The 21,416-nt window shown below is 67.4% G+C and carries 16 protein-coding genes; 11 read left to right on the top strand and 5 right to left on the bottom strand.

Annotated features, from left to right (window positions below; all coding sequences use genetic code 11):
• The first annotated feature begins 112 nt into the window (after nucleotides 1-112).
• From arcD to PSEWESI4_RS00740, 5 genes are all read left to right on the top strand, one after another.
• Nucleotides 113-1,540 carry an arginine-ornithine antiporter gene (gene arcD / locus PSEWESI4_RS00760; protein ID WP_187669279.1) on the top strand — a complete coding sequence of 476 codons (1,428 nt, stop codon included), beginning with the start codon at nucleotides 113-115 and terminating at the stop codon, nucleotides 1,538-1,540.
• A 22-nt stretch (nucleotides 1,541-1,562) separates the two neighbouring features.
• The gene (gene arcA / locus PSEWESI4_RS00755) at nucleotides 1,563-2,819 is read left to right on the top strand and encodes an arginine deiminase (protein ID WP_187669278.1); all 1,257 of its coding nucleotides are present in this window, start codon (nucleotides 1,563-1,565) and stop codon (nucleotides 2,817-2,819) included.
• A gap of 108 nt (nucleotides 2,820-2,927) precedes the next feature.
• On the top strand, nucleotides 2,928-3,938 hold the full coding sequence (locus PSEWESI4_RS00750) for an ornithine carbamoyltransferase (protein ID WP_187669277.1): 1,011 nt from the start codon (nucleotides 2,928-2,930) through the stop codon (nucleotides 3,936-3,938).
• Between the two features lie 67 nt (nucleotides 3,939-4,005).
• Nucleotides 4,006-4,938 (top strand): carbamate kinase, encoded by a 933-nt coding sequence (arcC, locus tag PSEWESI4_RS00745; protein WP_187669276.1) that lies wholly within the window; start codon nucleotides 4,006-4,008, stop codon nucleotides 4,936-4,938.
• Between the two features lie 233 nt (nucleotides 4,939-5,171).
• The gene (locus PSEWESI4_RS00740) at nucleotides 5,172-7,082 is read left to right on the top strand and encodes a beta-ketoacyl synthase (RefSeq protein WP_187669275.1); all 1,911 of its coding nucleotides are present in this window, start codon (nucleotides 5,172-5,174) and stop codon (nucleotides 7,080-7,082) included.
• Between the two features lie 1,041 nt (nucleotides 7,083-8,123).
• Here the strand turns inward: PSEWESI4_RS00740 and cysQ are convergent.
• On the bottom strand, nucleotides 8,124-8,945 hold the full coding sequence (cysQ, locus tag PSEWESI4_RS00735) for a 3'(2'),5'-bisphosphate nucleotidase CysQ (protein WP_187669274.1): 822 nt from the start codon (nucleotides 8,943-8,945) through the stop codon (nucleotides 8,124-8,126).
• Nucleotides 8,942-9,508 (bottom strand): ADP compounds hydrolase NudE, encoded by a 567-nt coding sequence (nudE, locus tag PSEWESI4_RS00730; protein WP_187669273.1) that lies wholly within the window; start codon nucleotides 9,506-9,508, stop codon nucleotides 8,942-8,944. Before nudE ends, cysQ begins: the two co-directional genes overlap by 4 nt.
• Nucleotides 9,509-9,756: 248 nt before the next feature.
• Between nudE and yrfG the strand changes: the two genes are divergently transcribed.
• A complete protein-coding gene (gene yrfG, locus PSEWESI4_RS00725) occupies nucleotides 9,757-10,419 on the top strand; it encodes a GMP/IMP nucleotidase (protein ID WP_187669272.1) in 663 nt (220 codons plus the stop codon).
• Nucleotides 10,420-10,571: 152 nt separating this feature from the next.
• Here the strand turns inward: yrfG and lysM are convergent, their stop codons facing one another.
• Complete coding sequence (gene lysM / locus PSEWESI4_RS00720; protein ID WP_187669271.1) at nucleotides 10,572-11,009, bottom strand: peptidoglycan-binding protein LysM; 438 nt, start codon at nucleotides 11,007-11,009, stop codon at nucleotides 10,572-10,574.
• Between the two features lie 254 nt (nucleotides 11,010-11,263).
• Here lysM and PSEWESI4_RS00715 point away from each other — a divergent pair, with 254 nt between their 5' ends.
• From PSEWESI4_RS00715 to PSEWESI4_RS00700, 4 genes are all read left to right on the top strand, one after another.
• Complete coding sequence (locus tag PSEWESI4_RS00715; RefSeq protein ID WP_187669270.1) at nucleotides 11,264-12,139, top strand: LysR family transcriptional regulator; 876 nt, start codon at nucleotides 11,264-11,266, stop codon at nucleotides 12,137-12,139.
• Between the two features lie 111 nt (nucleotides 12,140-12,250).
• The gene (gene fdhD, locus PSEWESI4_RS00710; RefSeq protein WP_408004262.1) at nucleotides 12,251-13,084 is read left to right on the top strand and encodes a formate dehydrogenase accessory sulfurtransferase FdhD; all 834 of its coding nucleotides are present in this window, start codon (nucleotides 12,251-12,253) and stop codon (nucleotides 13,082-13,084) included.
• Nucleotides 13,081-15,390 (top strand): FdhF/YdeP family oxidoreductase, encoded by a 2,310-nt coding sequence (locus PSEWESI4_RS00705; protein WP_408004261.1) that lies wholly within the window; start codon nucleotides 13,081-13,083, stop codon nucleotides 15,388-15,390. The genes fdhD and PSEWESI4_RS00705 overlap by 4 nt, the downstream gene beginning before the upstream one ends.
• Before the next feature lie 537 nt (nucleotides 15,391-15,927).
• Nucleotides 15,928-16,395, top strand: coding sequence for a hypothetical protein (locus tag PSEWESI4_RS00700; RefSeq protein ID WP_187669268.1), 468 nt, complete (start codon nucleotides 15,928-15,930; stop codon nucleotides 16,393-16,395).
• Between the two features lie 42 nt (nucleotides 16,396-16,437).
• Here the strand turns inward: PSEWESI4_RS00700 and PSEWESI4_RS00695 are convergent, their stop codons facing one another.
• A complete protein-coding gene (locus tag PSEWESI4_RS00695; RefSeq protein WP_187669267.1) occupies nucleotides 16,438-19,266 on the bottom strand; it encodes an AMP-binding protein in 2,829 nt (942 codons plus the stop codon).
• Between the two features lie 287 nt (nucleotides 19,267-19,553).
• Here PSEWESI4_RS00695 and PSEWESI4_RS00690 point away from each other — a divergent pair, with 287 nt between their 5' ends.
• Nucleotides 19,554-20,846 carry an MFS transporter gene (locus PSEWESI4_RS00690; RefSeq protein WP_187669266.1) on the top strand — a complete coding sequence of 431 codons (1,293 nt, stop codon included), beginning with the start codon at nucleotides 19,554-19,556 and terminating at the stop codon, nucleotides 20,844-20,846.
• Between the two features lie 8 nt (nucleotides 20,847-20,854).
• Here PSEWESI4_RS00690 and PSEWESI4_RS00685 read toward each other — a convergent pair whose 3' ends face one another.
• Entirely contained in the window at nucleotides 20,855-21,289 is a 435-nt protein-coding gene (locus PSEWESI4_RS00685) for an acyl-CoA thioesterase (RefSeq protein WP_187669265.1), read from the bottom strand.
• Nucleotides 21,290-21,416 lie beyond the last annotated feature (127 nt).

Raw genomic sequence — 21,416 nt, 5'->3', positions numbered from 1 at the left:
GAAGGAACCAGCCGGACATGGATAGTTAGCCTGCTATTGACCCATGTCACGCACCCCCCGTTGCACCAGCGTTTAACTGATAACGAATTCTTCCTTGGATTGGAGGTTTGTAATGTCAGAGTCCGCACAGAAGCTACGTCTTCCCGCGTTGGTTGCTCTGGTGGTCGGTTCGATGGTGGGCGGTGGGATCTTCTCCCTTCCGCAAAACATGGCAGCCAGCGCCGATGTCGGCGCCATCCTGATCGGCTGGGCCATCACCGCTGTCGGTATGCTCACCCTGGCGTTCGTCTTCCAGACCCTCGCCAACCGCAAGCCTGACCTGGACGGCGGTGTATACGCCTACGCCAAGGCCGGGTTCGGCGACTACATGGGTTTCTCATCGGCCTGGGGATACTGGATCAGCGCATGGCTCGGTAACGTCGGTTACTTCGTCCTGCTGTTCAGCACCCTCGGCTACTTCTTCCCGATCTTCGGCGAAGGCAACACCCTGGCCGCCATCATCGGCGCATCGGTCCTGCTCTGGGGCGTGCACTTCCTGGTCCTGCGGGGCATCAAGGAAGCGGCCTTCATCAACGTCATCACCACCATCGCCAAGATGGTGCCGTTGCTGCTGTTCATCCTGATCTGCTTCTTCGCCTTCAAGCTCGACATCTTCACCCGCGACATCTGGGGCAGCATGAACCCCGACCTGGGCAGCGTGATGAACCAGGTGCGCAACATGATGCTGGTCACCGTCTGGGTGTTCATCGGCATCGAGGGTGCGAGCATCTTCTCGGCCCGCGCCGAGAAGCGCAGCGACGTCGGCAAGGCCACCGTGATCGGCTTCGTCACCGTGCTGTTGCTGCTGGTGCTGGTCAACGTGCTGTCCCTCGGCATCATGACCCAGCCGGAACTGGCCAAGCTGCAGAACCCGTCGATGGCCGCCGTGCTCGAGCACGTGGTCGGCCACTGGGGGGCGATCCTGATCAGCGTCGGCCTGGTGATCTCCCTGCTCGGCGCCCTGCTGTCCTGGGTGCTGCTGTGCGCGGAAATCATGTTCGCATCGGCCAGGGACCACACCATGCCGGCCTTCCTGCGCAAGGAAAACGCCCGTCACGTGCCGGCCAACGCCCTGTGGCTGACCAACGCCTGCGTGCAGGTGTTCCTGGTCATCACCCTGTTCAGCGCCAGCACCTACCTGAACCTCATCTACCTCGCCACCTCGATGATCCTGGTGCCTTACCTGTGGTCGGCGGCCTATGCCCTGCTCCTGCCGCTGCGTGGCGAGACCTACGAGACCGATTCGCGCGACCGCACCAAGGACCTGATCATCGGCGCCATCGCCCTGATCTACGCCGTCTGGCTGCTGTACGCCGGCGGCATGAAGTACCTGCTGCTGTCGGCGCTGCTCTACGCCCCGGGCGTGATCCTCTTCGCCAAGGCCAAGCGCGAGATCGGCCAGCCCATCTTCACCCATGTCGAGAAGCTGATTTTCGCCGCTGTGGTAATCGGCGCCCTGGTCGCCGCCTACGGCCTCTACGACGGCTTCCTGACTCTGTAAATTCGCAAGGAGAATTGCTGCCATGAGCAAAGAGAAAGTCAAACTCGGTGTCCATTCAGAGGCCGGCAAACTACGCAAGGTAATGGTCTGCTCGCCCGGCCTGGCGCACCTGCGCCTGACTCCGAACAACTGCGACGAACTGCTCTTCGACGACGTGATCTGGGTCAGCCAGGCCAAGCGCGACCACTTCGACTTCATGACCAAGATGCGCGAGCGCGGCATCGAAGTGGTCGAGATGCACAACCTGCTGGAAGAGACCGTCCAGAACAAGGAAGCCCTGGACTGGATCCTCGACCGCAAGATCACCCCCAACAGCGTCGGCCTCGGCCTGCAGGGCGAAGTGCGCAACTTCATCGAAAGCCTGGAACCGCGACGTATCGCCGAATTCCTGATCGGCGGCGTATCCGGCGCCGACCTGGCCAAGTACAAGGAAACCGAGGCGGCGAAGATGTTCAACGCCTACCTCGGCGCCTCCAGCTTCGTCTTCCCGCCGCTGCCCAACACCCAGTTCACCCGCGACACCACCTGCTGGATCTACGGCGGCGTGACCCTCAACCCGATGTACTGGCCGGCTCGCCGCCAGGAAACCCTGCTGACCACCGCCATCTACAAGTTCCACCCGGACTTCGCGGACGCCGACTTCCAGGTCTGGTACGGCGACCCGGACAAGGACCACGGCGCAGCCACCCTCGAAGGCGGCGACGTGATGCCGATCGGTAACGGCACCGTGCTGATCGGCATGGGCGAACGTACCTCGCACCAGGCCATCGGCCAGGTGGCCCAGGCGCTGTTCAAGGCCGGCGCCGCCGAGAAGGTGGTGGTCGCCGGGCTCGGCAAGTCCCGCGCGGCGATGCACCTGGATACCGTGTTCAGCTTCTGCGACCGCGACCTGGTGACCATCTTCCCGGACGTCGCCCACGATATCGTGCCCTTCGTGCTGCGCCCGGACGAGAGCAAGCCCGGCGGCATCGACGTGCGCCGCGAGAGCAAATCCTTCCTCGACGTGGTCGCCGAGTCCCTCAACCTGAAGAAACTGCGCGTGGTGGAAACCGGCGGCGACAGCTACGAAGCCGAACGCGAGCAATGGGACGACGGCAACAACGTGGTCGCCCTGGAGCCCGGCGTGGTGATCGGCTACGACCGCAACACCTACACCAACACCCTGCTGCGCAAGGCTGGCGTCGAGGTGATCACCATCAGCGCCAGCGAACTCGGCCGCGGCCGTGGCGGCGGTCACTGCATGACCTGCCCGATCATCCGCGACCCGATCGACTACTGAGACAACCGCAACCCCGGCGGCCTCTTCCGGGAGGCCGCCCGCCCCGCCAGCCATGAGTCGTTCTGACGGAGCCGGACATCCGCTGCCTTACCCAAGGAGAAAGATCAAATGGCTTTCAACCTGCACAACCGCAACCTGCTCAGCCTGATGCATCACAGCACCCGCGAGCTGCGCTATCTCCTCGACCTGTCACGCGACCTGAAACGCGCCAAGTACATCGGCACCGAGCAGCAACACCTGCAACGCAAGAACATCGCCCTGATCTTCGAAAAGACCTCCACCCGCACCCGCTGCGCCTTCGAAGTGGCCGCCTACGACCAGGGCGCCAACGTCACCTACATCGACCCGAATTCCTCGCAGATCGGCCACAAGGAGAGCATGAAGGACACCGCCCGCGTGCTCGGCCGCATGTACGACGCCATCGAGTATCGCGGCTTCAAGCAGGAGATCGTCGAAGAGCTCGCCCAGTTCGCCGGCGTGCCGGTGTTCAACGGCCTGACCGACGAATACCACCCGACCCAGATGCTCGCCGACGTGCTGACCATGCTCGAGCACAGCGACAAGCCGCTGCACGACATCGCCTACGCCTACCTCGGCGACGCCCGCAACAACATGGGCAACTCGCTGCTGCTGGTCGGCGCCAAGCTCGGCATGGACGTGCGCATCGCCGCGCCCAAGGAACTCTGGCCGCACGACGACCACGTCGCCGCCTGCAAGAAATTCGCCGAGGAAAGCGGCGGGCGCATCACCCTCACCGAAGACCCGAAAGCCGCGGTCAAGGGCGTCGACTTCATCCACACCGACGTCTGGGTGTCCATGGGCGAGCCGGTGGAAGCCTGGGGCGAACGCATCAAGGTACTGCTGCCCTACCAGGTCAACACCGAGCTGATGAAGGCCGCCGGCAACCCGCGCGTGAAGTTCATGCACTGCCTGCCGGCCTTCCACAACAGCGAGACCAAGGTCGGCAAGCAGATCGCCGAACAGTACCCGAACCTGGCCAACGGCATCGAAGTCACCGAAGACGTGTTCGAGTCGCCCTACAACATCGCCTTCGAGCAGGCGGAAAACCGCATGCACACCATCAAGGCGATCCTCGTTTCGACCCTCGCCGACATCTGACAGCCCTCTCCCCGCGCGGTGAGCCCGACGGCCGCCGCACGGGGAGCTTTTTTCAGGAGGAACTCCCATGCGTATCGTCATCGCCCTGGGCGGTAACGCGTTGCTGCGTCGCGGCGAGCCCATGACCGCGGACAACCAGCGTGAGAACGTGAAGATCGCCGCCGAACAGATCGCCAAGGTGGCTCCCGGCAACGAACTGGTGATCGCCCACGGCAACGGCCCGCAGGTCGGCCTGCTCGCCCTGCAGGGCGCCGCCTACGACGCCTCGAACCCCTACCCGCTGGACGTCCTCGGCGCCGAGACCGAAGGTATGATCGGCTACATGATCGAACAGGAAATGGGCAACCTGCTGCCCTTCGAAGTACCCTTCGCCACCATCCTCACCCAGGTCGAGGTGGACGGTAAGGACCCGGCCTTCCAGAACCCGACCAAGCCCATCGGCCCGGTCTACGCCAAGGAAGAGGCGGAAAGGCTGGCCAAGGAAAAAGGCTGGAGCATCGCCCCGGACGGCGACAAGTTCCGCCGCGTGGTAGCCAGCCCACGGCCGAAGCGGATCTTCGAAATCCGCCCGGTGAAATGGCTGCTGGAGAAAGGCACCATCGTCATCTGCGCCGGCGGCGGCGGCATTCCCACCATGTACGACGAAAGCGGCAAGAAGCTCTCCGGCGTCGAGGCGGTGATCGACAAGGACCTCTGCTCCTCGCTGCTCGCCCAGGAACTGAACGCCGACCTGCTGGTGATCGCCACCGACGTCAACGCCGCCTACGTCGACTGGGGCAAGCCGACCCAGAAGGCCATCTCCGAAGCCCATCCGGACGAACTGGAACGCCTCGGCTTCGCCGCCGGCTCCATGGGGCCCAAGGTCCAGGCCGCCAGCGAGTTCGCCCAGGCGACCGGCAAGGTCGCGGTGATCGGCTCGCTCGCCGACATCGAGGCCATCGTCCAGGGCAAGGCCGGCACCCGGGTCAGTACCGCCAAGCCAGGCCTGAGCTACTATTGATCCATCGGCGGCGGCCCGGCCAAGGAGCCGCCGCCGGTCCCGTATCGGCATGACCAGCCGAATACGGAGTGACTTGCAAGTCACGAGTCACGTCACCATAAGCATTCCAATCTTGGCCATTGCGCCGCTGGCGGGTACCTCCCCTCGCCGGCCTTCCCGAGTTGACGCCGCTTTTCCGGCGTCTCTGCTCCTGCCGCCCATGCGCAATGGTCTATTCGAAGGAGTCGCTTGTGATGTCTCGTTTGCCGGTCATTGTTGGATTTGGTGGCTATAACGCCTCCGGCCGAAGCTCCTTTCACCACGGCTTTCGCCGCACCGTGCTCGAGTCCCTCGACGCTCCCACACGCCAGGAAACCCTCGCCGGCCTGGCGGTGATGATGAAGCTGGTCAAGGTGGTCGACGGCCAGTTCCGCTCCAGCGCGGACGAAGCCCTGACCCCGGCCGACATCGAAAGCCGCTACGCCACGCAGATCCTCGACGCCACCCTGGTGCGCCGCATCGAGAAGCGCTACCTCGACGTCGACGCCGCGCACTGGCAGAAGAGCCTCAGCCTCTCCGCCCCCGAAGGCAGCCCGCTGACCTTCGTCACCCAGCGCAAGCAACTCCCTGAGCCGCTGCCGGCAAGCTGGTCGGTGGAGCCGCTGGACGGCAGCGAAGTGCGTGTCACCCTGCACGGCGGTTGCGACGTCAAGGTCGACAGCTTCCGCGAGCTGCCGGTGAAATCCGCCGGCCAGTTGCCCAGCGGCTTCGAGCCCGGCGAACTCTACAACTCGCGCTTCCACCCGCGCGGCCTGCAGTTCGCGGTGATCGGCGCCACCGACGCGTTGCGCTCGGTGGGCGTCGACTGGAGCACCATCCTCGAACACGTCGCGCCCGACGAAGTGGCGGTGTTCTCCGGCAGCATCATGAGCCAGCTCGACGAAAACGGCTTCGGCGGCATGCTGCAATCACGCCTCAAGGGTGGCCGGGTCACCGCCAAGCAGTGCCCGCTGGGCCTCAACACCATGCCGGCGGACTTCATCAACGCCTACGTGCTCGGCAGCGTCGGCACTACCGGCAGCGTCACCGGCGCCTGCGCCACCTTCCTCTACAACCTGCAGAAAGCCATCGACCTGATCACCAGCGGCCGCGCCCGCGTCGCGCTGGTCGGCAACAGCGAAGCGCCGATCACCCAGGAATGCATCGACGGCTACGGCGCGATGAGCGCGCTGGCCACCGAAGACGGCCTGCGCAACGTGCAGGGCGGCGGCGAGCAAGTCGACTTCCGCCGCGCCAGCCGGCCGTTCGGCGAGAACTGCGGCTTCACCCTGGCCGAATCCACCCAGTACCTGGTGCTGATGGACGACGCCCTGGCCATGGAACTGGGCGCCGACATCCACGGCGCGGCCACCGACGTGTTCATCAACGCCGATGGCTTCAAGAAGTCCATCTCCGCCCCCGGTCCGGGCAACTACCTGACCCTCGCCAAGGCGGTGGCCAGCGCCGTGCAACTGGTCGGCCTGGAAGGCGTGCGCCAGCACAGCTTCGTCCACGCCCACGGCTCCAGCACCCCGGCCAACCGGGTCACCGAATCCGAACTGCTGGATCGCGTCGCCGAAGCCTTCGGCATCGAGGAATGGCCGCTGGTGGCGGTCAAGGCGTTCGTCGGCCACTCGCTGGCGGCTGCCAGCGCCGACCAGGTGATCTCCGCCCTGGGCACCTTCAGGTACGGCATCCTGCCGGGCATCAAGACCATCGACCGGGTCGCCGACGACGTGCACCGCGACCACCTGAGCATCGAAACCCGCGACCGCCTGCGCCAGGACAAGCCGCTGGACGTCTGCTTCATCAACTCCAAGGGCTTCGGCGGCAACAACGCCACCGGCGTGCTGCTGTCGCCGCGCGTGGTGGAAAAGATGCTGCGCAAGCGCTACGGCGACGAAGCCTTCGCCGCCTACACAGCCAAGCGCGAAGCCACCCGCGCCGCCGCCCGCCGGTACGACGAACAGGCGCTCAAGGGCCAGTTCGACATCATCTACAACTTCGGCAACGACATGATCGACGAACAGGCCATCGAACTGAGCGCCGACAGCATCAAGGTGCCGGGCTTCCCGCAGCCGCTGGTCTACCGGAAGGACAAGCGCTTCAGCGACATGCTCGACTGAGCCTCGCCCTAGGACGTATTTATTGGTTCCCCGCGTTCGCGGGGATGACAGGGACGGCAGCGGGGGTGTCCCCAATCCCGTCACGCCCGCAAACACGGGAGTCCAGTAAAGGGCGAGCGAAGCGACACCCATGGATATCGATTCGATAGGTATCGTCGCCATCCTGCATACCTTCCCCGTAGGAGCGGGCCACGCCCGCGATTCGCGGCCATGGGCCGCTCCTACGAGGTGTGCGTCGCCTTGAAGCGTGTCTATTGGTTCCCCGCGTTCGCGGGGATGACAGGGACGGCAGCGGGGGTGCCCCCAATCCCGTCACACCCGCAAACACGGGAGCCCAGTAAAGGGCGAGCGAAGCGACACCCATCGATATCGATTCGATAGGTATCGTCGCCATCCTGCATACCTTCCCCGTAGGAGCGGGCCACGCCCGCGATTCGCGGCCATGGGCCGCTCCTACGAAGTGTGCGTCGCCTTGAAGCGTGTTTATTGGTTCCCCGCGTTCGCGGGGATGATGGGGACGGCAGCGGGGGTGTCCCTAATCCCGTCACGCCCGCAAACACGGGAGTCCAGTAAAGGGCGAGCGAAGCGACACCCATCGATATCGATTCGATAGGTATCGTCGCCATCCTGCATACCGTCCCCGTAGGAGCGGGCCATGCCCGCGATTCGCGGCCATGGGCCGCTCCTACGAGGTGTGCGTCGCCTTGAAGCGTGTCTATTGGTTCCCCGCGTTCGCGGGGATGACGGGGACGGCAGCGGGAGTGCCCCCAATCCCGTCACGCCCGCAAACACGGGAGCCCAGTAAAGGGCGAGCGAAGCGACACCCATGGATACCGATTCGATAGGTATCGTCGCCATCCTGCATACCGTCCCCGTAGGAGCGGGCCATGCCCGCGATTCGCGGCCATGGGCCGCTCCCACGAGGTGTGCGTCGCCCTGGGGCGTATCTATTGGGTTCCCGCGAACGCGGGAATCTAGAAAAGGGCGAGCGAAGCGAGTAATCCAAGCTCCGTAGGGTGGGCTTCAGCCCACCAGGGCAAATCACGCCAGCTCCCGCGCCAGGCGCAGCAACTCGTCACGCCAGGCCGCCCCGGCCGGCAGGGCGAGGAACCAGGGATTGAGGTAGGTCTCGCGCGCCGCATAGGTCAGTGGCGCGCCATGGATATCCAGCACCTCGCCGCCCGCTCCTTCCAGCACGCCCTGGGCCGCCGCGGTATCCCACTGTGAGGTCGGCGCCAGGCGCGGATAGCAGTCGGCCTCGCCCTCGGCGAGCAGGCAGAACTTCAGCGAGCTGCCGATGTTCGCCAGCTCCAGGTCGCCCAGATGATGGCTCAGGCCGGCCAGCAGGTTCTCCTGGGCCGGGCTGGAATGACGCCGGCTGGCCACCACGGTGAGCACCCCGTCCGGGGTGTCGCGTACGCCGATCGGCTCGGCCGCGCCGGCCGCCCCGCTGCGCCAGGCGCCCAGGCCGGCGCCGCCGTAATAGCAGCGACCGTTGGTCGGTTGCCCTACCACGCCGAACAGCACCCGCCCGCGCTCGATCAGCGCGACGTTCACGGTGAACTCCTCGCTGCCGGCGATGAACTCCTTGGTGCCGTCCAACGGATCGACCAGCCACCAGCGCTCCCAGGTCGCGCGCTCGGCCAGCGGGATCTGGCTGTCCTCCTCGGACAGCACCGGGATGGCTGGGTCGAGCGCCGCCAGCCCCTCGGCCAGCACCCGATGGGCGGCCAGGTCGGCAGCGGTGACCGGCGAAGCATCGGACTTCTCGATCACCTCCACATCGGCGCGCCAGTACGGCAAGGCGGAGGCGCCGGCGGCGCGCACCAGATCGATCACGGCAGGCAGCAGCGGATGGCTCACAGTACGAACTCCCCACGCTGGCTGAGCAGGTCGCGCGCCAGGTACAAGGCAGCCAGCGCGCGTCCTTCGCTGAACTGCGGATGCTGGGCCAGGCTCGACAGCTCGCGCAGGTTGACCTTGTCCACCCGCATCGGCTCCGGCTCGTCGCCGGGCAGGCGCTCTTCGTACAGGTCGCGGGCCAGCACCACCTGGATGCGCTGGCTCATGTATCCGGGCGACAGGCTCAGCTCGGTGAGGTGCTCCAGTTGCCGCGCGCCGAACCCGGCTTCTTCCTTCAACTCGCGGTTGGCGGCGACCAGCACGTCCTCGCCGGGCTCGATCAGCCCCTTGGGCAGCGACAGTTGGTAATCGTCGGTCCCCGCGCAGTATTCCTCCACCAGCAGCGCGTGCTCGGCGTCGGCCAGCGCCACCACCATCACCGCGCCATAGCCGCTGCCCCGGTTGGCCAGCCGCTCGTAGGTCCGCTCGACTCCGTTGGCGAAACGCAGTTGCAGCTCCTCGACGGTGAACAGGCGGCTCTTCGCCACGACTTCGCGACCGAGCACTGTGGGTTTCTGACGCATGGGAAGACTCCGTGGCTTGAGCTGGCGGGTTATCATACCCCGGCTTTGAGGCTGGAGCGTTCGCCGCTCTCATCCCTCACGTAGGGTGCGCCGTGCGCACCGTTCACCCTGGCGCTGGCGGGGTGTCTCGCCGGAACGTCAGTGCGGGCCCCCGGTCGGTGCGCACGGCGCACCCTACCACGGCAAGACCGCCTGTTTCGTCCAGCCTCCAACGCTTCTATCGTCTTGACCGCCCCAGGATACACACCGTGCCGACACTACCCTGGCCCGCTATCGACACCGTGCTGCTCGACATGGACGGCACCCTGCTCGACCTGCATTTCGACAACCATTTCTGGCTCGAACACCTGCCGCAGCGCTACGCCGAACACCACGGCATCACCCGCGCGCAGGCCGATGCCGAGCTGCTGCCGCTGTTCCGCGACCACGCCGGCACCCTGAACTGGTACTGCACGGACTTCTGGAGTCGCGAACTGCGCCTGTCGATCCGCGACCTCAAGCGCGAAGTGGCCGAACTGATCAGCCTGCGCCAAGACGCCGACACCTTCCTCGCCGCCCTGCGCCGCGCCGGCAAGCGCGTGGCGCTGATCACCAACGCGCACCGCGACTCGCTGTCGCTGAAACTGGAACGGGTCGAGCTGGCGCCGTACTTCGACCGCCTGATCAGCTCCCATGACTACGGCTTCCCCAAGGAGGACCAGCAGTTCTGGTTCGCCCTGCAACAGGACTTCGGCTTCGACCCGGCACGCAGCCTGTTCATCGACGACAGCCTGCCGATCCTGCGCAGCGCCGGGCGGTTCGGTGTCGCGCACCTGCTCGCGGTGCACGAGCCGGACAGCCGCAAGGGGCCGAAGGACACCGGGGAGTTCGCGGCCCTGGCGGATTACCGGGAGCTGCTGGCGGGGCTTTGACGGGTCGCGTGGCCGGCTGGTGGAAAACGCTTCGCGGTTTTCCACCCTACGGGTTTTGCTTGGTTGCTGGTTCCCCGCGTTCGCGGGGAACCAGAAAAACGACGCAGCCCGGATGCGATCCGGAATCGCACCTGGGCTGCGCAGGGTAACGCTTACTCGGGAATGCGCAGAACCTGCCCCGGATAGATCTTGTCCGGGTGGCTGAGCATCGGCTTGTTGGCCTCGAAGATCTTCATGTACAGGTTGGCGTTGCCGTACTCGGCCTTGGCGATGGCACTCAGGGTGTCGCCCTTTTTCACCGTGACGAAACGCGCTTCCGGCGCCGGGGTGGCCACCGTGATGCGATCCTCGACTTCACCGACACCAGACACGTTGCCCAGGGCGAGGAGAATCTTTTCCTTCTCTTCCTGACTGGCCACCTCACCGGCGGCGATCACCTTGTCACCTTCCACCGACACCTGGATGTTCGGGTTGCCCAGGCCGACCTTGGCCACGTGATCCTTGAGCGATTCCGCTGCCTTGGCCTCGTTGCCCACCAGCGTGTCCCAAAGTTTTTCACCCGCTTCCTTCACGAACGCAAAGATGCTCATATCGGTTTTCTCCCTGTGAATATCCGACAGCGTCCTCTCGAACGGGACGCCAGCCTGCTGAGTCTAGACAGTGCTCCAGATTCGGCGATCCGTCCTCAGCCGACACGGCAGAGTCGACACCAGTGGTGGCCATAAGTTCACCATGCCGCACCAGGTTTCCCGGACCGCAGCCCTTCCGTCCGTTTTTCGAGGACGTCCGCCCCGTCGTCCGCTCCGCGCTAGAATCGCCGACACTTCGCTGCCCGGAGCGGCCCATGGATATCAAGCAACTTAAATTCCTCATCGCCCTCGACGAGACCCGCCACTTCAGCCAGGCGGCGGCGCGCTGCCACGTCACCCAGCCGACCCTGTCGATGCGCCTGCGCAACCTGGAAGACGAACTGGAGTTGCCACTGGTCCGCCGTGGCCAGCGTTTCGAAGGCTTCACCGAGGCCGGCGAGCGGGTGCTGGCCTGGGCGCGCACCCTGCTGGCCGCCCACGACGGCCTGTACGCCGAGGCGGCGGCCTGTCGCGGCAGCCTCAGCGGCACCCTGCGCCTGGGCGTGGTGCCGCTGTCCAGCTTCGACCCGGTGCCACTGCTGCGACGCCTGCACAACCGCCATCCGCACCTGCGCTTCGTGCTCTCGTCGCTCAGCTCCGGGCAGATCCTCGAACAACTGGCGAGCAACCGCCTGGATATCGGCCTCTCCTACCTGGATCGCCTGGACGCCGAGCATTTCGAATCCCGGCCGCTCTGCGAGACGCACATGGGCCTGCTCCACGACCGGCGCCATTTCCACTTCGACGCCGAGCCGCTGCGCTGGGAAGCGCTGGTCGAACTGCCCCTCGGCCTGCTCAGCAGCGGCATGCACTTCCGCCAGTCGATCGACCACGCCTTCCGCAGTCGTGGCCTGCTGCCGACCCCGCTGCTGGAAACCGACGCCGTGCACCAGCTCCTGCAAGCCGTGCAGGGCGGCCTGTGCTGCGCGGTGATGCCGCTGCCCAGCGGGCTGGAACTGGGCGAGCACCTGCGCCTGCAACCCATCGAGGACGCCCACACCCTGGCGCCGCTCGGCCTGATCATGCGCCGTGGCGAACCACGCTCGGCGCTGGCCGAAGCCTGTTTCGCCGAGCTGGGAGAAGACGCCTAGGACTGCTCATCGACAGCATCTATAACAACATCGAAACACGCGATTAGACGTGACCCTCCGCGAGGCCTAGGCTGGTCAAAAAAGCACCAACGGTACTTTGCCATGCCTGCCTTGCACCAGCCCCGCCCGGATCTGGCGGATAGCCGTCTCGCCACCGAACTGGCGGAGGCCAGCTCCACCTACCAGTACCTCGAAACAGCCAGGAACCAGCGGGCAGACGCCGAGCTGGCGGAAGAAGCCGCCCTGGCCGTCGCCTTCAACGGCGTGAGCCAGGCGGTGATGCTGGTGTCGCCCGCCGATCTGGAAGATTTCGTGGTCGGCTTCAGCCTTGGCAGCGGCATCGTCGACTCCATCGACGACATCTATGACATCCGCCTGCAAGGCACCGACGCCGCCCGTCGTGCGGAAGTGAAGATCAGCAACCGCGCCTTCTGGCGCCTCAAGCAGCAGCGCCGCCAACTGGCCGGCAGCAGCGGCTGCGGACTGTGCGGCGTCGAGGCGCTGGAACAGGCGCTGCCCAGCCTGCCGACGCTGGCCCAGGCGCCCCTGCCGCCGGTCGAATGGCTGGACGACCTGCGCCAGCGCATCGCGGCCTGGCAGACCCTCGGCCAGCACTGCGGCGCGGTGCACGCGGCGCTGTTCATGGACGGCCACGGCGAACTGCGCCTGGCCCGCGAGGACATCGGCCGCCACAACGCCCTCGACAAGCTGATCGGCGCCCTGCTGCGCCAGCGCCAGCCGCTCGACGGCGGCCTGGTCATCGTCACCAGCCGCTGCAGCCTGGAGTTGATCCACAAGGTGCTGCGCGCCGGCATCCACACCCTGGTCAGCCTCTCGTCGCCCACCGGCCTGGCCGTGCAATGGGCACGCCGCCATCACCTCAACCTGATCCACCTGCCGCAACACGCCGCTCCGCGCGTGTACAGCCCGGAGTTCCCCGCATGACCCACCGCATCCACGAACACCCGACGCGCCGCTTCAAGCCTTACCAGGGGCCCGCCGGCGGCTGGGGCGCGTTGCGCAGCGTGACCCGCCACTGGCTGGAGAGCGACAACGCGCTGAAGAACATCCGCACCCTGCTCAAGACCAACCAGCACGGCGGCTTCGACTGCCCCGGCTGCGCCTGGGGCGAGGCGCCCGACAGCGGCCGGGTGAACTTCTGCGAGAACGGCGCCAAGGCGGTCAACTGGGAAGCCACCCAGCGCCGGGTGGACGCCGGATTCTTCGCCCGCCACAGCGTCGGCGCGCTGCGCGGGCAGAGCGACTACTGGCTGGAGTACCAGGGCCGGCTGACCGAGCCGATGCGCTACGACCCGGCCAGCGACCGCTACGTGCCGGTGAGCTGGGACGACGCCTTCGCGCTGATCGCCAGGCACCTGCGCGCCCTGGAAAGCCCCGACCAGGCCGAGTTCTACACCTCCGGGCGGGCCAGCAACGAGGCGGCCTACCTCTACCAACTCTTCGTGCGCGCCTACGGCACCAACAACTTCCCGGACTGCTCGAACATGTGCCACGAGGCCAGCGGCGTGGCCCTCGGGCAGAGCATCGGGGTCGGCAAAGGCACGGTGACCTTCGACGACCTGCACAAGGCCGACGCCATCTTCGTGCTCGGCCAGAACCCCGGCACCAACCACCCGCGCATGCTCGAACCGCTGCGCGAGGCGGTCGCCCGAGGCGCCCGGGTGGTCTGCGTCAACCCGCTGCGGGAACGCGGCCTGGAGCGCTTCCAGAACCCGCAGCACACCATCGAGATGCTCGGCAACCGCTCCAAGCCGACCCACACCCACTACTTCCGCCCGGCCCTCGGCGGCGACATGGCGGTGCTGCGCGGCATGGCCAAGTACCTGCTGCAATGGGAGCGCGAGGCGCCGGGCAGCGTGTTCGACCATGCCTTCATCGCCGAGCACACCGACGGCCTGGACGGCTACCTGGCCGCCGTGGAGGCCAGCGACTGGGCGGGCATCGAGGCGCAATCCGGCCTCCCCCGCGTGGACATCGAACGACTGGCACGGCTCTACGCCGACGCCGAACGGGTGGTCATGTGCTGGGCCATGGGCATCACCCAGCATCGCCATTCGGTGGCGACCATCCAGGAAATCTCCAACCTCATGCTGCTGCGCGGCAACCTCGGCAAGCCCGGCGCCGGCCTGTGCCCGGTGCGCGGCCACAGCAACGTGCAGGGCGACCGCACCGTCGGCATCAACGACCGCCCGCCGGCGGCGCTGCTCGACGCCCTGGAGCGCCGCTTCGGCTTCGCCCCGCCGCGCCATCCCGGCCACAACACGGTGGAAGCCATCCAGGCCATGCTCGACGGCCGCAGCAAGGTGTTCATCGGCCTCGGTGGCAACTTCGCCCAGGCCACCCCGGACAGCACGCGCACCCACCAGGCGCTGCGCAACTGTGCGCTGACCGTGCAGATCAGCACCAAGCTCAACCGCAGCCACCTGATGCACGGCCAGGACGCGCTGATCCTGCCCTGCCTCGGCCGCACCGACATCGACCTGCAGGCCGGCGGCGAGCAGGCGGTGACCGTCGAGGACTCGTTCAGCATGGTGCACGCCTCCCACGGCCAGTTGCGCCCGCTATCCACGCAAATGCGCTCGGAACCGGCCATCGTCGCCGGCATCGCCGACGCCACCCTGGGCGCCTGGCCGGTGGACTGGCTCTGGCTGGTCGAGGACTACGCACGCATCCGCGCCCTGATCGCCGACACCATTCCCGGCTTCGCCGATTTCGAACAGCGGCTGGCGGCGCCGGGCGGCTTCTACCTGGGCAACGCGGCGGCCCGCCGCGAGTGGAGCACGCCGGGCGGCAAGGCGCGCTTCCAGGCCAATGCTCTGCCTGCCTCGCTGCTCCACGAGAAGCTCGCCGAACAGCCGGACCTGATCCTCCAGACCCTGCGCTCCCACGACCAGTACAACACCACCATCTACGGCCTCGACGACCGCTATCGCGGGGTCAAGGGCCAGCGCCGGGTGATCTTCGCCAACGAGGCGGACATCCTGCGCCTGGGCTTCAAGCCGGGGCAGAAGGTGGACATTCGTTCGCTGTGGGAGGATGGGATCGAGCGGCGGGTGGACGGCTTCACCCTGCTGGCCTTCGACGTGCCGGCCGGCCAGGCGGCGGCCTACTACCCGGAAACCAACCCGCTGGTGCCGCTGGAGAGCTTCGGCGACGGCAGCTTCACGCCGACCTCGAAGTTCGTCGCCATCCGCCTGGAACCGGCGGGGGACGATGGGCGGATCGTCTAGCGATCCTGGCTATCGCGGCCATGGGCCGCTCCTACATGTAAACCGATGGGGTTCTTAACCCGATGGGTATCGTCGCTGCGCTCCTCGACCCATCCTACGACGGTGATACCACGTCACCCCTCTCCCATTCATGGGAGAGGGGCCGGGGGAGAGGGCTCCGTAGGAGCGGCCCATGGCCGCGAAAGCTGCGGCTTCATGTCTTGCATGGGTAACGCGAGGCCGCCCAGGTCGTGCGCACCGGGCACCGGCATGGTGCCCGGCCGGAAACACCTGCGCCGCCCCTCATCGGTGCGCACGGCGCACCCTGCGAGAGCGTTCGGAGCGTCCTGGCGATTGCCATCATCGAGCCATCGAAAAGGGCATTACAAGGCTGTAACGAACGGCCTTTGAGCGTCAGGAAATCCGTAAAGTTCCCTTGAAAAACACTCGGTTACAGACTTCGAAAAAAGTCTGTACCGCTCGTCTGCCGGCGCTTGTAAGGCCCCCTTGGTGAACACAGGATCGCCTCATCACCACAAACACAAGGTTCGCCTTCGTATGAAACGTCTCTCGATAATCCTGATGTCCCTGGGCCTGTTCAGTGGCGCGGCGATGGCTGACAACGACACCCGTGCCGGTGTCGGCGGCGCCCTGGGCGGGGTACTCGGCTCGGTGGTCGGCAACCAGGTCGGCGGCAGCACCGGTGCGGCCATCGGCGCGGGCCTCGGCGGCGCGGCGGGCAGCGCGGTTGGCGCCGATCGTCGCAGCCGCACCGAAGCGGCGCTCGGCGGCGCCCTGGGCGCGGCCGGCGGCAACGTCGTCGGCAACCAGGTCGGCGGCACCACCGGCGGCCTCATCGGCGCGGCCCTGGGCGGCGGGGCCGGTGGCGCGCTGGGCAACCACTACGGCATGAAGAGCTACAACGACGACCGCGACAGCCGTCGCTATGCCGGGCACAAGCACTACCACAAGGCGAAGTACAAGCACCGCCACCACAAGCATAAGCACAAGCATCACCGTCACTGATCGCACCCGCGCACCGGCTCCCGGCCGGTGCGCAGCCCCTCCTCAGCGGCCCAGGCCGTCCGGCTCGTCCAATCGCTCCAGCAACCACGCCCGCGTCTCGTCGCGCAGGCCGATCGCCTCCAGCCAGCCGTCTCCCCGCGCCCACAGCGACGTGCCGATATCGATCTCGATCCCCGCATGGCGCGGGAACCAGCAGCCGTCGGGCAGCAGCGTGCGCGTGCCACGAATGGCCACCGGCAGCAGCGGCAGATCGGAACGCGCGGCCAGGACGAAAGCGCCCATGCGGAAGGCCCGCAGGCCCGGCTCGGCGCCGAATGTGCCTTCCGGGAAGAACAGCAGCGACTCGCCGTCAGCCAGCGCATTGGCCAGGGCGGCGGCGTCCTCGGCGCTGCGTTGCAGCTCGAAGCGCTCGACGAAGCGGGCGCCGATCCGGCGCAGGAACAGTCCGGCGATCCATTGCCCGGCCAGCTCGCGCTTGGCGACGAAGGCGAAGCGCGGCGGCAGCGCCGCGCAGAGGATCACCCCATCGACATAGCTGGCGTGGTTGGCGGCCAGCACGCATTGCCCGCAGGCCGCCATCCGCTCCAGCCCCTCGACGTGCGGCGAGACCCCGGCCAGGCGCACGAACAGCCGCGCCGCGCCATGCACGAAGGCGCGGCACGGGCCTTGCCATGGCAACAGCGCGGCACCCAGCCAGGTCAGCGGCGCCATCAGCCAGAACAATAGCCAGATGTAGCCGCCGTACAGCGCGGCCCGGACGCTTCGCCAGGCGCTCGCCACCTGTGCCCACGCGCCCCGCAGGCCCAGGCGCAGCAGTTGCCGCCACACCGCCTGGCGCCCACCGACCAGCTCGCCGCTCTCGTACAGCTCGCGACAGGCGGAACGGCGGATCTTGCCGCTGGAGGTCTTCAGCACGCTGTGCGGCGGCGCCAGGACGATGTCGTCGGGCGGCACCCCGGCGAGTTCGACGACGATCCGGTTGATCTCCTGTTGCAGGCGCTGGCGCACGCCGGCGTCGTGCTCGTGGGTCTCCGCCAGCACCACCAGGCGCTCGGTGCCGCTGTCCGCCACGCGGCTGCCGAACACCGCGACGCAGCCCTTGCGCAGGCCGGGCACGTTGCCCACCGCCGTTTCCACGTCGTAGGGGTAGATGTTGCGCCCCGCGCGAATGATCAGGTCCTTGGCGCGGCCGGTCAGGTACAGCTCGCCGTCGGCCAGGTAGCCCAGGTCGAGGGAGTCCATCCACTCGCCGCGCTGCACCCGGCGGGTTTCCTCGGGGTTGTGGAAGTAGCCGCGACTGGTGGAAGGCCCGCTGAACTGCAGGTGCCCCTCGCGGCGTTCGGGCAGCTCGCGACCATTGTCGTCGACGATGCGGATGCGATGGCCGGGCAGCGACCTGCCACAGGAGACGAAGCGCAGGGTGTCGGCACTCCCCTCCTCGGCGGGCAGGGCCAGGCCACGGGTCTGGAACGCCTCGCGCTGTACCAGATCGATCAGCGGCCCGCGCTCCAGGGGCGGGAAGGCCACGCCGAGGGTGCCTTCGGCCAGCCCGTAGACCGGCGTCGGCGCGCTGGCGGGCAGCCCGTAGCGGGAGAAGCGCGCGACGAAGCGCCGCAAGGTGTCGGGATTGACCGGCTCGGCGCCGTTCAGCGCCAGGCGCCAGTGGCTCAGGTCCAGGCCCTCGATGTCGCTGTCGGCGATCCGGCTCAGGCACAGCTCGTAGGCGAAGTTGGGCGCCGCCGACAGGGTGCCGCCGTAGTGGTGGATCGCCCACAGCCAGCGCGCCGGCCGCGCCAGGAAGCTCAGCGGCGACATCAGCACCAGCGTGTAGGCGTAGTACAGGCTGCCCAGCCAGGCGCCGATCAGGCCCATGTCGTGGTACATCGGCAGCCAACTGACGAACACGTCGCGGGAACTGACCCGCACGCCCTCGCCCATCGCCCGCAGGTTGGCGAGCAGGTTGGCGTGGCTGACCATCACGCCCTTGGGCTGGCCGGTGCTGCCCGAGGTGTATTGCAGGAAGGCGATGTCCTCCGCCTTGCGCCGGACCGGCGTGAACTCGCCGCCGCTGTCCGCCAGTTCGGCGACGCTGGCGACCTCGCGCAGGCTCGGCACCTGTGGCTTGAGCAGGCGCGCGAGCAGCTTCGCCTCGGCCACGGTGATCAGCGCCACCGCCTCGGCGTTGGCGAGGATCGCGGCCTGCCGGCGCAGGTGCTCCTCGACCTGCGACAGGCGCATCGGCGGGTAGATGGGCACCGGCACGCCACCGGCCAACAGGGTACCGACGAAGGCGAACAGGAAGTCGCGCCCGGTGGGCAGCATCAACGCCACCGCCTGGCCGGCGCGCAGGCCCCGGCGCTGGAGGCCGCACGCCACGCCCAGGGAGCCCTGGTGCAGGGCGGCATAACTGAGGTCGTCGCAGTGCTCGTGCTCGTCGAGCAGGCGCACGTGGATACGCTCGGGCTGGTTGTGCAGGTGCCAGTCGAGCACGTCCATCAGCGTCCCGGCCACGGCCGGCGTGCTCGGCGCCGCCGGGGCGCTTTCGGGAACGGCGGAACGCGGCGACGGCAGCGGCGCCAGGCAGCCCTGTTCGCGCAGGGCGTGGAGGAGGTCTTGCGGGGTTTCCGCCCGGGAGAACAGGTCCTCGGGGAAACGCACACCGAACGCCTGCTCGAGACGCGCCCAGAGCTCCACCCGGGCCAGGCTGTCCAGGCCCAGGTCGCGGTCGAGGTCGCTGTGCAAGCCGACCTTCAGCCCTTCGGCCGCATAGGGGCGCAGCTCGATCACGGTCTGCCGGACGATGTCGAGCAGCTTTTCCGCCACCCCGTCGTCGCGGGGACTGGCGGGGGTCTTGCGGGACAGACGGGGCATAGGCCGTCCCTCGTGACAGTGCGCTCACCATTATGCGCCAGTTGTCGGGGACGGGAAGTCCCTGGCCGGACGTAGCCCGGATGCAATCCGGGAAGTGGAAGTGGTGCGGGAGGAAAGGTCGTGCCGGATCGAAAGTCCGTCCCTCACCCCAGCCCTGCCTGCGCGGCCCGCTCCGAAGGGAGAGGGAGCAGGACGTGCAAGCCGGAAACACCGTACTCCGCCCACATTCATCAACCCTTCGAACACGCCAGCTAGTCTCTAGGGACCCCACCCCAACGGAGCCCACCATGCCAAGCAGTCTTGCCCCCGGAGTGACCCGCCGCGAAATCTGGGCCTGGGCGATGTATGACTTCGCCAACTCCGGCTACACCACGGTGGTGATCACCGCGGTGTTCAACGCCTATTTCGTCGCCGTGGTGGCCGAGGGCAAGGATTGGGGCACCCTGGCCTGGACCAGCGCCATCGCCCTCTCCTATGCGCTGATCATCCTCAGCGCGCCGCTGGTCGGTGCCTACGCCGATGCCTTCGCCTGCAAGAAGCGCCTGCTGCTGCTCTGCACCATCGGCTGCGTGGCCTTCACCGCCGCGCTGGCCTGGGCCGGGCCGGGGACGCTGGTCATCGCCGTGTTGTTCGTGGTGCTCTCCAACTTCTTCTTCGGCAGCGGCGAGAACCTGATCGCCGCCTTCCTCCCCGAGCTCGCCCGCGAGGACGCCCTCGGCAGGGTTTCCGGCTGGGGCTGGGGATTCGGCTACATCGGCGGGCTGGTCAGCCTCGGCGCCTGCCTGGCCTACGTCGCTTGGGCGCAGGGCCAGGGGCACGAGGCGGCGCAGTTCGTGCCGGTGTGCATGCTGATCACCGCCGCGCTGTTCGCCGCCGCCTGCGTGCCGACCTTCCTGTTCCTGCGCGAACGCGCCAAGCCGCAACTGGAGGCCGGCGCGGCGCCGCTGGCCGCCTCGGTGTGGCACCGCTTCGCCCGCACCCTGAGCGAGGCGCGGCGCTACCGCGACCTGCTGCGCTTCCTGCTCTGCACCCTGTGCTACCAGGCCGGCATCTCGGCGGTGATCACCCTGGCCGCCATCTATGCCGACCAGGCGATGGGCTTCACGACCCAGGACACCCTGCTGCTGATCTTCGCGGTGAACATCACCGCCTCGATCGGCGCGATCCTGTTCGGCTGGTTGCAGGACCGCCTCGGCCACCGCCCGACCCTGACCCTCACCCTGCTCGGCTGGATCGTCATGGTCGGCCTGGCCTGGGCCGCCGAGGGCCCGGCGATGTTCTGGGTGGCGGCCAACATCGCCGGGCTGTGCATGGGCGCCAGCCAGTCGGCCGGGCGCGCCATCGTCGGCCTGCTGGCGCCGCCGACCCGACTGGCCGAGTTCTTCGGGCTGTGGGGCCAGGCGGTGAAGCTGTCGGCGATCCTCGGCCCGATGACCTACGGGCTGACCAGTTGGCTGAGCGGCGGCGACCATCGCCTGGCGATGCTGATCACCGGCAGCTATTTCGTCGCCGGCCTGCTGATCCTCGCCAGCGTCGATCTCCAGCGGGGGCGGCGCGCAGCCCTTGTCGAGCTGGCCTGAGAACCTGTTCAACCCACCAGCAACGCCGCCAGCGCCTCGCGCAGGGGCTCCGGGATCGGCACCGGGCGGTTGCTCCGCCGGTCCACGAACACGTGGACGAAACGCCCGGCGGCGCAGGCTTCGTCCTCGCCGGCCTTGAAGATCGCCAGTTCGTACTGCACCGAGCTGTTGCCCAGCTTGCCGACCCGCAGGCCGACCTCGATGCGTTCGGGGAAGGCGATGGAGGCGAAGTAGTCGCAGGCCGAGCTGACCACGAAGCCGACCACCTGGCCATCGTGGATATCCAGGCCGCCGCGCTCGATCAGGTAGGTGTTCACCGCGCTGTCGAAGAAGCCGTAGTAGACGACGTTGTTGACGTGGCCGTAGAGGTCGTTGTCGTGCCAGCGGGTGGTGATCGGCTGGAAATGCCTGTAGTCGTGACGCAGGTGTTGGGGTTGGGTCATGGGGTGTCCTTGGTGGTTCTTTTTACCCTCTCCCATCAATGGGAGAGGGAGCCGTCCGTGCACAGCCGGTCAGGCGCGAGTCACCCCTCTCCCCCCTTTCTTTTATGAAGAGGGGGAGAGGGGGCGG

This window comes from Zestomonas carbonaria, from assembly GCF_904061905.1.
In the GTDB taxonomy this organism is placed as follows: Bacteria; Pseudomonadota; Gammaproteobacteria; order Pseudomonadales; family Pseudomonadaceae; genus Aquipseudomonas; species Aquipseudomonas carbonaria.
This window is presented reverse-complemented; position numbering and strand designations above follow the sequence as displayed.